A 12,733-nucleotide genomic window follows, 5' to 3' on the forward strand; every position below is an offset into this window, starting at 1 on the left:
GCCTAACGCGGCCGGCCGCTTCACCGGCGCTGCTACCCTTCGCGCTTCGCCGCACCGCATCCACCATGCTGTTCCTCCTGTCTCCCGCCAAGTCGCTCGACTATGAACGCCCCGCGCCGGTGCCCGATGCCGGTGTGCCGCATTTCTCGGCCGCGGCCGGCGAACTCATCGGGCTGCTGCGCCAGCATGACGAGCGCGGCATCGCCGAGCTGATGGACCTGAGCGAGCCGCTGGCCGCGCTCAACGTCGCCCGCTATGCCGCTTTCAGTCCGCGTCCCACCTCGGCCAACAGCAAGCCCGCGCTGTTCGCCTTCGACGGTGACGTCTACGGTGGGTTGGGCGCACACGAACTGAGCCGGCCCCAGGTCCGCTGGGTGCAGGAGCACGTGGCCATCCTGAGCGGCCTGTACGGCGTACTGCGACCGCTGGACCGCCTGCAGCCCTACCGGCTCGAGATGGGGACGCGGCTTGCCAACCCGCTGGGCAAGGATCTCTATGCCTTCTGGCGCGCGCGCATCGCCGAGCACCTGAACGAGCGCCTCGCCGGGCAGCGCGCGCCGGTGGTCGTGAACCTCGCGTCGGAGGAGTACTTCAAGGCGGTCGATCGCACCGCGCTGCGCGCGCGCGTGGTGCACTGCGTGTTCCAGGACTGGAAGGGCGGCGCCTACAAGATCATCAGCTTCCACGCCAAGCGGGCGCGCGGACTCATGGTGCGCTACGCGGCCCAGCACCGCGCGCGATCGCCGCGGGCGCTGGCCGGATTCGATCTCGAGGGCTATGCTTTCGATGCTTCGGCAAGCGAACCCGACCGGATGGTGTTCCGTCGCCGCCTGCCCTGACGTCCCCGCAACGCTATCGACGGCCCGATGAGTGCAACTCCCACCCGTAGCGCGCCCCACATCACCCGCGAGATGCGTGACTGGGTCACCGACCAGGCACGCGCCGGGCACACGCCCGAAGCCTTGCTGGCGTCCATGAAGGCCAGCGGCTGGGAGGAGGATGCCGCGCTGGACGTGCTCGAGATCGTGCTGCGCGATATCGTCGAGGCGGGTAGCCGGCAGCACGTTCTGCCACCGCCCGCGCGGGTGCCCGAGCCTTTCCTCGACGGTGCGCCGGCCACCCTGTGGGCACACGATCGCGAGGTGCGCGTGGTGATGGCGATGCGCGATCCGCGCGTGATCGTCTTCTCCGGCCTGCTGTCGGACGCGGAATGCGACGAGATCGTGGCACTCGCAGGCGCACGGCTGGCGCGGTCGCACACGGTCGACACCGCCACCGGCGCCAGCGAGGTCAACGCCGCCCGCACCAGCGATGGCATGTTCTTCACGCGCGGCGAACACCCGGTGTGCGCGCGCTTCGAGGCCCGCATCGCGGCGCTGCTGAACTGGCCGGTCGAGAACGGCGAGGGCCTGCAGGTGCTGCACTACCGGCCGGGCGCCGAGTACAAGCCGCACTACGACTACTTCGACCCCGACCAGCCCGGCACCCCGGCTGTTTTGCAGCGCGGCGGCCAGCGGGTGGCGACGCTGGTGACCTACCTCAATACCCCAACGCGGGGCGGTGGCACCACCTTCCCGGACATCGGGCTCGAGATCACGCCGCTCAAGGGGCATGCCGTGTTCTTCAGCTATGACCGGCCGCACCCCTCGACCCGCAGCCTGCACGGTGGCGCGCCGGTGCTGGAAGGCGACAAGTGGGTGGCGACCAAGTGGCTGCGCGTCGGACGCTTCGATTGACGCCGGGCTTGCGGCGGTTGACGCCGGCCTGAACGCCGCCGCCGGGCGTCGCCGTTGCCGCCGGGCGGGCCGTTGAGTGAAGGAGCCTGTCGCTCATTCACCCTTCGAGGAGTTGCCCCAAATGAACAAGCTGATTGCTGGTCTCGCTGCTTCACTGATCGTCCTGGGCGCCCAGGCCCAGACCGCGGCGCCCGCTGCACCCGCAGCGCCTGCCGCGACGCCATCCGCTGCGGTGACGGCCGCGCCGGCGAAGACGGAAAAGAAGGCGGTCGCGAAGAAGACCGCGGCAAAGAAGAAGCACAAGAAGGCGGCGGCCACCAAGCCCACGGCCTGAACGTCGGCACAAAGAATGAAGGCCCGCGCTTGCGGGCCTCTTCTCTTGAGGCGTACCGGTCGCGGCCGACCGCGGCCCTCCCTCAGCCCTGCTGCGGTTCCTGCAGGCGCGAGGGCATCGTGTCGCGCCGTGTGTCGATGTGGGCGAACGGCATCGAGCGCTCGAAGCGCTGCCAGCGGCGCTCGTCCCAGCTGCACGGCCCCTCGATGAGCCACTGGTCCACCAGTGCATCGAGTTCGGCGCGTGGAACGCGGCCATAGCGCGGGCTGCGCCGCGCGAGCATGAAGCCGCGGCGGCGCAGGCAATGCGTCGGCAGCCGTGCGGTGACGGTGTTGGTCCAGTACGTGCACGCCTTGGCGGCCCAGAAGGCCTGACGCTCGAAATGGACGCGCCCGGCGAAGCCGGTCTCGGTCGGGAAGACCACGAACTCGGCTTCCAGTTCGACCAGCGCAAAAGCGGGATCGGCCGAGCCCTGTGCACCGGCGGCCTGCACGAAGACGATGCGCCGGATGTCAGGCGCGTGCAGCCGATCGACCTCACTGGCGTTGCGCCGCACCACGATGTCGGTGCCGGACCACGCGGTGCTCCAGCGCGGCGAGAGGTCGAAGTTGGTTTTCATCGCGCGGACTCTAGGTCCGCGCGCGCCGGCACGCTGTGACGAGGCGCGTCCAAATGCAATCGCTGTGTGCAATCGATGGACGCGTCGGCGTTGTTTCTCGGGCCGCCGTTCTCCCGGCCCCGGTTTCGCTGGGCCGAGACCGAAGCACCCGCTCCGGAGCCGGCCGTGGGCGCCATCGCGCCCTGTCGCAAATCAGCGACTGCGGCCGCCGCCTCCGCCGTGGCCACCACGCGGAGCGCCGCCGCCACCGCCGCCGCTGCGCGGACCGCCTCGGCCGCCGCCGCCCGCCGGACGACCCGCGCCGCTCCGGCCGCCGCCACCAGAGCGCAGGCCGCCGTTGAGCGTCTGCCGTCCGATCTGGATCGGCTGGGCCACGGCGCGCGGATCGGGCTCGAAGCCGGGCACGACCTCGCGCGGGATGCTGCGCTTGATCAGCTTCTCGATGTCGCGCAGGAACCCGTCCTCGTCGACGCAGACCAGCGACACGGCCTCGCCCAGGGCGCCGGCGCGGCCGGTGCGGCCGATGCGGTGCACGTAGTCCTCGGACACGTTGGGCAACTCGAAATTGACGACGTGGGGCAACTGGTCGATGTCGATGCCGCGCGCGGCGATGTCGGTCGCCACCAGCACCTGGAGCGCGCCGCTCTTGAAGTCGGCCAGCGCCTTGGTGCGCGCGGTCTGGCTCTTGTTGCCGTGGATCGCCATCGCGGTAATGCGCTGGTCGTTCAGGTATTCGGTGAGGCGGTTGGCGCCGTGCTTCATGCGGCAGAACACCAGCACCTGGTGCCAGTCCTGGCTCTTGATCAGGTGGGCCAGCAGTTCCTTCTTCTTGTCGCGGTCGACCGGATGGATCTTCTGAGCGATGGTCTCGACGGTGCTGTTGCGGCGCGCCACCTCGATCACTTGCGGGCTGTTCAGCAGGCGGTCGGCCAGGGTCTTGATCTCGTCGCTGAAGGTCGCGCTGAACAGCAGGCTCTGCTTCTGCTTCGGCACGATCGCCAGCACCTTCTTGATGTCGTGGATGAAGCCCATGTCGAGCATGCGGTCGGCCTCATCGAGCACGAAGATCTCGACGTGGCTCAGGTCCAGCGTGCGCTGCTGGTGGTGGTCGAGCAGGCGGCCGGGCGTGGCCACGAGGATGTCGACGCCGCGCTTGAGGCGGTCGATCTGCGGCTGCATGCCGACGCCGCCGAACATCACCATCGAGCTGAGCTTGGCGTGCTTGCCGTAGATGCGCACGCTTTCCTCCACCTGCGCCGCCAGTTCGCGGGTCGGTGTGAGGATCAGCGCCCGCACCGGGATCTTGCCGCGGGCGTCCTTGACGGCCGGCCTGGCCATCAGGCGGTGCAGCATCGGCAGCACGAAGCCGGCGGTCTTGCCGGTGCCGGTCTGGGCGCCGGCGAGCAGGTCGCCACCCAGCATGACGGCCGGAATGGCCTGCTTCTGGATCGGCGTGGGCGTCTCGTAGCCGGCGTCGACGATGGCTTGCAGCAGGGGCTCGGCGAGCCCCAGTTCTTTGAAGGACATGAATGAGGTGCCCGGATGCGGGCATCGAGTCGGCCTGCCGCGGCGTGCGAAGCACGTGCGCCAGTCGGAGGCCTGAAGGGGGAAGAGGTCGGAATCGACTGCAGCGCAAGGACTGGAACTGCGCGCTGCGGCCACCATTGTAGGGGACAGCGTGGAAGCCCTGGGTTCCGCGAGGTTGGGCACGGCCCGCGCCGACGGCGGCCGTCAGCGCGGCGGCAGCGCCGCGTCGATGCCGATGAAGCCGTCGCGGTTGGGCATGCGCAGCTTCGGCAGGGACCTTGCGTCCATCTCGTCCGTCTCGCCGAGCAGGCCGTTGGCGTACAGCAGGTAGGCAGTGAGCGCGTAGACCTCGTCGGCGCTCAGGCTGCCGGGCGCCGTCATCGGCTTGGCGCGGCGCACGAAGTCGAAGACCGTCGTCGCGTAGGGCCAGTAGAGGCCGATGGTCTTGTCGGGCGTGGCGCTGGTCAGCGGCTCGGTGCCGCCGGCCAGTTCCTCGGCGCTCGCGCCGCGGCCACTGGCGCCATGGCAGGCGGCGCAGTGCTGGCGGAACAGGACGGCGCCCTCGACGGCATTGCCGCGGCCGGCCGGCAGCCCGCGGCCGTCGGGAAAGACGCTGAGGTCCCAGCGGGCGACTTCCTGCGCGTCGACCGGCCGGCCCAGCCGCGGTACCTGCAGAGCCTCGGCCGCCACAGCGCCGCCGCCCCACGCCAGCAGCAGCCCGACGGCCAGCGCACGCGGCTCACGCATAGACATGGCGCACGCTGCCTTCCTCGTCGACAGCCCAGGACACGATGGCGTTGTAGTGGAAGTAGCCGTTGGTGCCGCGCTGCGCCACCAGGGCGCTGCGCTCGGGCTGCACATAGCCGGTCTCGTCGGTTGCGCGGCTCTTCAGCACGGTCGGTCGGCCGTCCCACTGCCAGGCGGCCCGAAAGCGCGTCATGCAGCGCGGCAGCACCGGATCCTGCAGGGCCGCGTCGGCCCAGCTGCGGCCGCCGTCGGCCGACACCTCCACGCGCCGGATGCGGCCGCGCCCGCTCCAGGCCAGTCCGCTGATCGCGTAGACGTCGGGCCCGCGCAGGTGCTGGCCGTGCGAGGGCGAGGTGATCAGCGACTTGGCCTCCATCACGAAGGTGAACATGCGCGCCTTGCCGTCGGGCAGCAGCTCGGTGTACTTCGCGGTCTCGTTGCGCGCCATCAGCGGTTGCTCGCTCAACTGCAGCCGCCTGAGCCACTTGACGTTCAGCACGCCTTCCCAGCCGGGGACGATGAGCCGCAGCGGGTAGCCGTGCTCGGGCCGCAGGCGCTCGCCGTTCTGGTAGAGCGCGACGATCGCGTCGTCCATCAGCTTGGCGACCGGCAGGCTCACGTTCATCGCGAAGGCATCGGCACCCTCGGCCACGGCCCAGGCGGTGCGCAGCTCGATCCCGGCCTCGTCGAGCAGCAGCGAGAGCGGCACGCCGGTCCACTCGCTGCACGAGACCAGGCCGTGGAAGGAGCCGACCGGGCGCTGGATCGGCTCGGGATGCCAGCCCGCGTTGCTGTTGCCGCCGCACTCCAGCACAAGCAGCTGCGAGCGCATCGGGTAGCGCAGCAGGTCGTCGACACCGAAGCTCAGCGCACGCTTCACACGGCCGTGGATCAGCAGGCGGTGCCGTGCCGGATCGATGTCGGGCACGCCGTTGTGGTGGCGCTCGAAATGCAGGCCGGTCGGCGTGATGATGCCTTCGAGCTCCTCCAGCGGCGTGAGCGACACGCCGTTGCCCGGCAGCAGGCGGTTGCCGCTGATGCGGCGGATCACCTGCTGCTCGTGCTTCGAGGGCTGGCCGTAGACCGTGAACGGGCGGCCCGGCGTGTGCATCCATGGGGGGGAAGGATCGCCGGCGCTGCCCGCCGGAGCGGCCGCCTGCAGCGGTGCGGCCGCGCTGCCGGCCGTGGCCAGCACCAGCCCGCGCGTCAGCAGTGCGCGCCGGCCCAGCAGGCCGCCGCCGGCCACCGGTTGCAGCGCATCGCCGGGCGGGCCGGGCGTGTCCGCCACGGCCTCAGGACTTCGAGTGGACGGGGAGCACGCTTTCGAACGTGCGCTCGCTGCTGTCGACGACCTGGGCCTTCAGTTCGCCGTCGCCGCGTGGCACGAAGTAGAAGCGCAGCGAGGGGTTCTCGCTGATCGTGAAATCGACGTCGGCGCTCATCACCGGCCGGCCGGCATAGGTGACGCTGATGCTGCGCACATAGTGTGGCCGCGGCGCCAGGCGCGTGAGCTGGTCGATCGCCAGGCCGGACACATTGGGGTGGCTCACCATCAGCTGCGCCAGCGCCGGCTGGCCGGTGACCGGTTCGCCCTCGACGCGCAGCTTCATCCGGCCGATCGAGGCCATCGCCTCGGCGAGGTCCTTGCCGGCCGGTGCCGAGCAGCCGCCGGATGCCTTGACGAAGCGCTTGTCCATCACCAGCTGGCCGTCGTTCAGCTCGGCGATGGCCCGGACGTGGGTGTACTCCTCGATGCGCACCCGGGTTTCCAGGTCGGCCCGGCCGCTGTCGGGTGTGAAGCTGAACACCGCGCCGACCGGCGACGGGTTGCCGTCGATCACCAGCCAGAGCTTGCGGATGTAGCGCGCCGGGCTCTGCACCAGCTGGGTCCGGATGGCGATCGGCACCACCGCCGCGTCGGCCGCCCGGACCGGGGTGTCGAGTTCGACGATGCCGCGCGCGTCCTCGGAGATCGGGCGGTCCGCGAACAGCGACTTGCGCACCGCCTGCCAGCGCTCGTTGTCGGCGTTGTCGTTGGCCGACGAGGCCGGGCCGGCGTAAAGGCCCAGGGCTGCCAAGCCGAGGAGCGTCCTTCGGGTGAGGGTCGTCATGCGTGTCTCCAGGAGCGCCATCGAGGGCTGTTCGATCGTCGGATCATGCGCCCAGGAGCGGCGCTTGTCAGTGGTTTGATCCCTGATCCCCGCTGCCGCAGGGGCCGTCGGCGACAATACCGTCGTCGCGCGGCAAACGCTGCGCCTTACAGAATTTGACTGAAAAGAGCGCTCCGAACATGGCCCAGTACGTGTACACGATGAACCGCGTCAGCAAGACGGTTCCCCCGAAACGACAGATCCTCAAGGACATTTCCCTGAGTTTCTTCCCCGGCGCCAAGATCGGCGTGCTGGGCTTGAACGGCTCGGGCAAGTCGACCTTGCTGAAGATCATGGCCGGCCTCGACAACGAGATCGAGGGCGAGGCCGTGCCCATGCCCGGCATCAAGATCGGCTACCTGCCGCAGGAACCGCAGCTCAACCCGGAGCAGACCGTGCGCCAGGCGGTCGAGGAGGGCATCGGCGGCGTGCTGGCCGCCAAGAAGCGCCTGGACGAGGTGTATGCCGAGTACGCCGAACCGGACGCCGACTTCGACAAGCTGGCTGCCGAGCAGGCCGAACTGGAGGCCGTGATCGCCGCCGCCGGCAGCGAGAACACCGACCTGCAGCTCGAGATCGCCGCCGACGCGCTGCGTCTGCCGCCCTGGGACGCCGTGATCGGCAAGCTCTCGGGCGGCGAGAAGCGCCGCGTCGCGCTGTGCCGGCTGCTGCTGAGCCAGCCCGACATGCTGCTGCTCGACGAACCCACCAACCACCTGGACGCCGAATCGGTCGACTGGCTGGAGCAGTTCCTCAAGCGCTTCCCGGGCACCGTGGTCGGCATCACCCACGATCGCTACTTCCTCGACAACGCGGCCGAGTGGATCCTGGAACTGGACCGCGGCCGCGGCATCCCGTGGAAGGGCAACTACAGCGACTGGCTGGAGCAGAAGGAAGCCCGCCTGGAGCAGGAGCAGAAGGCCGAGGATGCGCACACCAAGGCGATGAAGCAGGAGCTCGAGTGGGTCCGCAAGAACGCCAAGGGGCGCCAGGCCAAGAGCAAGGCGCGCCTGCAGCGCTTCGAGGAGCTCTCCGACGTCGAGTACCAGAAGCGCAACGAGACCAACGAGATCTTCATCCCGGTGGCCGACCGCCTGGGCAACGAGGTCATCGAGTTCGAGAACGTCACCAAGAGCTTCGGCGACCGGGTGCTGATCGACAACCTGAGCTTCAAGGTCCCGGCCGGCGCGATCGTCGGCATCATCGGCCCGAACGGCGCGGGCAAGTCCACGCTGTTCCGCATGATCGCCGGCAAGGAGAAGCCGGATTCGGGCAACGTGAAGGTCGGCGCGACCGTCAAGATGGCCTTCGTCGAGCAGACCCGCGAGACGCTGGAAGGCGACAAGACCGTGTGGCAGGACATGTCGGGCGGCCTCGACAACCTGGTGATCGGCAAGTTCGTCGTGCCGTCGCGGGCCTACCTCGGGCGCTTCAACTTCAAGGGCAACGACCAGCAGAAGCTGGTGGGCAACCTCTCGGGCGGTGAACGCGGACGCCTGCACCTGGCCAAGACGCTGGCGACCGGCGGCAACGTGCTGATGCTCGACGAACCGTCGAACGACCTCGACGTGGAGACGCTGCGCGCGCTGGAAGACGCGCTGCTCGAGTTCGCCGGCTGCGTGATGGTGATCTCGCACGACCGCTGGTTCCTCGACCGCATCGCCACCCACATCCTGGCCTGCGAGGGCGATTCGAAGTGGTTCTTCTTTGACGGCAACTACCAGGAGTACGAGGCCGACAAGAAGAAGCGCCTGGGTGAGGAGGGCGCCAAGCCCAAGCGCATCCGTTTCAAGGCACTGAGCGTCTGAGCCCAAAGCCTCGCGCCCGCAACGGGCGCGGTGCGGTTCCGCGATTCCGTCGAGCATGAAGTTCCTGCGCGTTCCGGTGCTGCTGCTGGCGGGTGCACTGCTGCTGTCCGGCTGCGCATCGCTGCGGCCGGCGACACAGGCCGGTGCGGCCGCGACGGCGCCCGCCGCCGCGGGGGCCGCTTCGGCACCTGCACCGACACCCGGTGCGCCGCCGGCCTTCGCGACGGTGGTGAAGGACGCCAAGGCCAGCGAAGGCCTGTTCACGCTGTGGCGCAAGGACGACAAGCTCTGGCTCGAGCTGAAGCCCGAGGATCTGAACCGGCCCTACTTCTTTTCGCCCAAGCTGGCCACCGGCATCGGGGAGGCAGGGCTGTTCGGCGGCCTGATGGCCAGCAGCCCGCGGATCGTCGAGTTCCGCCGGCTCAACAACCAGGTGCAGCTGATTGCGCCGAATCTTGCCTACACCGCGGCCACGGGCACCCCGACCGGCCGCGCGGTGCAGGCGGCGTTCTCGCCCAGTCTCGTCACCAGCGCGCCGGTGGCCAGCCAGCCGCACCCGCAACGCAAGTCGGTGCTGGTGGAACTCAACGCGCTGTTTCTCGGCGACCTGCTGGGCGTCGCCTCGACGCTGGATCGTGCATTCCGCCAGGGCTATGCCTTCGAGGCGCGCAATTCCGCGATCGGCAAGGAGCGGGCGCTGCCCGACGCGGTGAGCTTCGAGGTGCTGGGCCATTACGCCACCGCCCGCATCGTCCAGGCCCAGCCGGGCGCGACGGTGGTGCCGAGCACGCCCAGCACCGTGCCCGACGCCCGCAGCCTGTTCGTCACCGTCTACTACGCGCTGGCCCGGTTGCCCGAGCAGCCGATGACGCCGCGTGCCTCCGATCCCCGCATCGGCTACTTCCAGAGCGTGCGCAGCGACTTCAGCGACGACCTCGCGCGCTCGCCGCGCCAGCGCTTCGTCAACCGTTGGCGTCTGGAGAAGAAGGACCCGGCGGCGGCGCTGTCCGAGCCGGTCAAGCCCATCACCTACTGGCTGGACCGCAGCATCCCGGACAAGTACCGCGGCGCCATCAGCGCCGGCATCCTGGAGTGGAACAAGGCGTTCGCGCGCATCGGCTTCCGCGACGCGATCCGCGTCGAGGTGCAGCCCGAGGATGCCGACTTCGACACGCTGGACGTGAACCGCGCCTCGGTGCGCTGGATGACCAACGCGGCACCGTCCTTCGGTGCCATCGGCCCGAGCCACGTCGATCCGCGCAGCGGCGAGATCGTCGATGCCGACATCGGCATCGAGAGCCTGTCCTCGCGCAACCGCCGCACCGAGCGCACCCAGGTGCTCGCGATCGCTCAGGGCCCGGATGCGCATGCGGGGCATGACGCCACCGCATGCACCCATGCCGATGGCGCCGCCGAGCAGCTCGGCTACGCGCTCGACGTGCTGGAGGCGCGCGGCGAACTCGACCCCGGCAGTCTCGACACCGAGGCCTACGTGCTGGCCTACCTGAAGGACGTGACGATGCACGAGGTCGGCCACACGCTGGGGCTGCGCCACAACTTCCGCGCCTCCCGGGTCTACGGCGAGGCGCAGCTGTCCGACCCGGCCTTCACCGCCGACCATGCACTGACCGGCTCGGTGATGGAATACGCTGCCGTCAACCTGCCGGCGCCCGGCCAGGCCGGCGGCACGCCGTTCCAGACCACGCTCGGTCCCTACGACTACTGGGCCATCGAGTACGGCTACAAGCCGCTCGCCGCGGCCGACGAGGCGGCCGAACTGGCGCGCATCGCCGCCCGCAGTGCCGAACCCGAACTGGCCTACGGCACCGACGAGGACAACGCGCTGGGCATCGACCCCGAGGCGCTGCAGTTCGACCTCGGCGACGACCCGGTGGCCTTCGCCAGCAAGCGCTTCGCGATCGCGCGCGACCTGCTGGCGCGCCAGGAGCGGCGCGCGCTGCCTCCGGGCAGCGACTATCCGGTGCTGCGACGCTCGGTCAGCTATGCGCTGCGCGATCTGGGCCGTGCCGCGACCGTGCTCGCGCGCCAGATCGGCGGCGTGCGCACGCTGCGCGACGCGCCGGGCAGCGGCCGAGACCCGCTGCAGCCGCTGCCGGCCGCCCAGCAGCGCCTGGCGCTCGACACGCTGTCGCGCGGCCTGCTGGCGGCCGACAGCATCCGCCTTTCGCCGACCCTGCAGCGCCGCCTGGCGCCCGATTTCGCCGAGCGCACCGACGCGGTCTTCAGCGGCGAGACGCAGATCGCCACCGATTACTCGCTGGTCGGCGCGGTGCTCGAACTGCAGCGCAACGTGCTGAGCCAGCTGATGAGCGACGCGGTGGCCGCGCGCCTGCTCGACAGCCAGGGCAAGGCCAGCAGCGCCGCCGACGCCCTGCCGCTCGCCGAGCTTTACCAGCGCCTGACGCGCGACGTGTGGAGTGAGTTGCGCGCCGGTGGCGACATCGCGCCGCCGCGCCGCGAACTGCAACGCGAGCATGTGAACCGCGTCGCTGCACTGCTGCTGCGGCCGGGCGCGCTCAGCCGGGCCGATGCCCGCAGCCTGCTGCGCGCGCAATCGCGCGCGCTGCTGGCGCAGATGGAGGTGGCGCGCCGCCGTCCGGGCCTCAGCGCCGAGGCGCGGGCCCACCTGGCCGACAGCGCCGAGACCCTGTCGCAGGCACTCAGCGCGCGGCCGGTGCGCGCTTCGTCCTGAGCGGCGCGGCGACGCCGGCGCTCACAGGGCGCGGCCGAGCCAGGCCGCCCCGCGCACGCCCGAGGCGTCGCCATGCTGCGAGAGCGCGAGCCGGGTCCGCACCGGCGGGTCGTGACGGGCGCCGAACACCCAGGGTGTCCACAGGCTTGGCAGGCGGTCGATCAGGCCAGGCAGGCGCGAGGCGCCGCCGCCGAACACGATGACGTCCGGGTCGAGCAGGTTGACCACCGACGCCAGCGCGCGCGCAACGCGCAGCGCGTGCCGATCGAGGCTGGCCTGGCAGGCCGCATCGCCGGCCAGGGCTCCCTGGGCGATCGCGACGGCGTCGATGGCCGCGCCACCGTGTCGGCGGTGGTCGGCGGCCACCGCCGGACCGCTGAGCCAGGCCTCGATGCAACCGGCAGTACCGCAATAGCAGGCCGGCCCGGGCCGTTCATCGTCGCGCGCCCAGGGCAGGGGGTTGTGCCCCCATTCGCCGGCCAGGCCGTTCGGGCCTTGCAGCACCCGGCCGTGCACTGCCACGCCGCCGCCGCAGCCGGTACCGAGGATCACCGCGAACACCACGGCGGCACCGGCACCGGCGCCGTCGGTGGCCTCCGACAGCGCCAGGCAGTTGGCGTCGTTGGCGAGCGCGATCGGCTGGCCCAGCAGCGCCTCCAGGTCGCGCAGCAGCGGCTGGCCGTTGAGGCAGGTGGAGTTGGCATTCTTCATGGCACCGTCGGCGCGCCGCGTGCCCGGCGTGCCGATGCCGACGCTGATGGCGCCGCCGGCGGCCGCACGCGCCCGTTCGACCAGGCCACCGATGGCGGCCAGCGCGGCCCGGTAATCGTCGGGCGGCGTCGGGATGCGCTCGCGCCAGCGCGTGGCGCCGGTGTCGTCGAGCAGCATGGCTTCGATCTTGGTGCCGCCGAGGTCGATGCCGAGGGCGGGCAGGGGGCTGGAGCTCATGGTCGGTGGTCGGCGGCGAAGGCCGTGATCGCGTTGACTGCACTGTAGTGAAGCCCGGGCCGTCAGGGGGCGGCCCGTAGAATCTTGGGTTTGCTGTCGGGGGATCGATTGAATCAAGAAGTGAGCGCGGCTCGCGGCCCGTGCCGGCGTG

At 70.5% G+C, this 12,733-nt stretch carries 11 protein-coding genes; 5 read left to right on the plus strand and 6 right to left on the minus strand.

Annotation, left to right across the window (positions count from 1 at the left end; genetic code table 11):
* Positions 1–65: 65 nt before the first annotated feature.
* The 3 genes from yaaA to C1M51_RS17355 all read left to right on the plus strand — a co-directional run bounded on the left by yaaA (position 66) and on the right by C1M51_RS17355 (position 2,070).
* Positions 66–839, plus strand: a complete 774-nt coding sequence (gene yaaA, locus C1M51_RS17345) for a peroxide stress protein YaaA (RefSeq protein ID WP_129451751.1) — start codon at positions 66–68, stop codon at positions 837–839.
* Positions 840–866: 27 nt separating this feature from the next.
* Positions 867–1,736, plus strand: coding sequence for a 2OG-Fe(II) oxygenase (locus C1M51_RS17350; RefSeq protein WP_129451753.1), 870 nt, complete (start codon positions 867–869; stop codon positions 1,734–1,736).
* A 121-nt stretch (positions 1,737–1,857) separates the two neighbouring features.
* Complete coding sequence (locus tag C1M51_RS17355; RefSeq protein WP_129451755.1) at positions 1,858–2,070, plus strand: hypothetical protein; 213 nt, start codon at positions 1,858–1,860, stop codon at positions 2,068–2,070.
* An 82-nt stretch (positions 2,071–2,152) separates the two neighbouring features.
* Here the strand turns inward: C1M51_RS17355 and C1M51_RS17360 are convergent, their stop codons facing one another.
* From C1M51_RS17360 to C1M51_RS17380, 5 genes are all read right to left on the minus strand, one after another.
* A complete protein-coding gene (locus C1M51_RS17360) occupies positions 2,153–2,689 on the minus strand; it encodes a hypothetical protein (RefSeq protein ID WP_129451757.1) in 537 nt (178 codons plus the stop codon).
* 192 nt (positions 2,690–2,881) lie between these two features.
* Positions 2,882–4,216 (minus strand): DEAD/DEAH box helicase, encoded by a 1,335-nt coding sequence (locus tag C1M51_RS17365; RefSeq protein WP_129451759.1) that lies wholly within the window; start codon positions 4,214–4,216, stop codon positions 2,882–2,884.
* A gap of 204 nt (positions 4,217–4,420) precedes the next feature.
* Positions 4,421–4,963 (minus strand): c-type cytochrome, encoded by a 543-nt coding sequence (locus tag C1M51_RS17370; RefSeq protein WP_129452252.1) that lies wholly within the window; start codon positions 4,961–4,963, stop codon positions 4,421–4,423.
* Positions 4,956–6,251, minus strand: coding sequence for a sulfite dehydrogenase (soxC, locus tag C1M51_RS17375; RefSeq protein WP_207207772.1), 1,296 nt, complete (start codon positions 6,249–6,251; stop codon positions 4,956–4,958). Before soxC ends, C1M51_RS17370 begins: the two co-directional genes overlap by 8 nt.
* 4 nt (positions 6,252–6,255) lie before the next feature.
* Positions 6,256–7,074, minus strand: coding sequence for a quinoprotein dehydrogenase-associated SoxYZ-like carrier (locus C1M51_RS17380; RefSeq protein ID WP_129451761.1), 819 nt, complete (start codon positions 7,072–7,074; stop codon positions 6,256–6,258).
* Positions 7,075–7,253: 179 nt separating this feature from the next.
* On the opposite strand from C1M51_RS17380, the gene ettA reads away from it, so the two are divergent.
* Both ettA and C1M51_RS17390 read left to right on the plus strand, forming a co-directional pair.
* Positions 7,254–8,921 (plus strand): energy-dependent translational throttle protein EttA, encoded by a 1,668-nt coding sequence (gene ettA / locus C1M51_RS17385; RefSeq protein WP_011829677.1) that lies wholly within the window; start codon positions 7,254–7,256, stop codon positions 8,919–8,921.
* 55 nt (positions 8,922–8,976) lie between these two features.
* The gene (locus C1M51_RS17390; protein ID WP_129451763.1) at positions 8,977–11,634 is read left to right on the plus strand and encodes a zinc-dependent metalloprotease; all 2,658 of its coding nucleotides are present in this window, start codon (positions 8,977–8,979) and stop codon (positions 11,632–11,634) included.
* A gap of 21 nt (positions 11,635–11,655) precedes the next feature.
* Here C1M51_RS17390 and C1M51_RS17395 read toward each other — a convergent pair whose 3' ends face one another.
* Positions 11,656–12,582, minus strand: coding sequence for an ROK family protein (locus C1M51_RS17395; protein WP_207207773.1), 927 nt, complete (start codon positions 12,580–12,582; stop codon positions 11,656–11,658).
* Between the last annotated feature and the right edge of the window lie 151 nt (positions 12,583–12,733).

Source organism: Methylibium sp. Pch-M, from assembly GCF_004136295.1.
Taxonomy (GTDB): Bacteria; Pseudomonadota; Gammaproteobacteria; order Burkholderiales; family Burkholderiaceae_C; genus Methylibium; species Methylibium petroleiphilum.

What these genes read in the sequence shown, in the direction of transcription:
- yaaA (WP_129451751.1), top strand. Translation starts at nt 66, where the DNA reads ATGCTGTTCCTCCTGTCTCCCGCCAAGTCGCTCGACTATGAACGCCCC.
- C1M51_RS17350 (WP_129451753.1), top strand. Translation starts at nt 867, where the DNA reads ATGAGTGCAACTCCCACCCGTAGCGCGCCCCACATCACCCGCGAGATG.
- C1M51_RS17355 (WP_129451755.1), top strand. Translation starts at nt 1,858, where the DNA reads ATGAACAAGCTGATTGCTGGTCTCGCTGCTTCACTGATCGTCCTGGGC.
- C1M51_RS17360 (WP_129451757.1), bottom strand. Translation starts at nt 2,689, where the DNA reads ATGAAAACCAACTTCGACCTCTCGCCGCGCTGGAGCACCGCGTGGTCC.
- C1M51_RS17365 (WP_129451759.1), bottom strand. Translation starts at nt 4,216, where the DNA reads ATGTCCTTCAAAGAACTGGGGCTCGCCGAGCCCCTGCTGCAAGCCATC.
- C1M51_RS17370 (WP_129452252.1), bottom strand. Translation starts at nt 4,963, where the DNA reads ATGCGTGAGCCGCGTGCGCTGGCCGTCGGGCTGCTGCTGGCGTGGGGC.
- C1M51_RS17380 (WP_129451761.1), bottom strand. Translation starts at nt 7,074, where the DNA reads ATGACGACCCTCACCCGAAGGACGCTCCTCGGCTTGGCAGCCCTGGGC.
- ettA (WP_011829677.1), top strand. Translation starts at nt 7,254, where the DNA reads ATGGCCCAGTACGTGTACACGATGAACCGCGTCAGCAAGACGGTTCCC.
- C1M51_RS17390 (WP_129451763.1), top strand. Translation starts at nt 8,977, where the DNA reads ATGAAGTTCCTGCGCGTTCCGGTGCTGCTGCTGGCGGGTGCACTGCTG.
- C1M51_RS17395 (WP_207207773.1), bottom strand. Translation starts at nt 12,582, where the DNA reads ATGAGCTCCAGCCCCCTGCCCGCCCTCGGCATCGACCTCGGCGGCACC.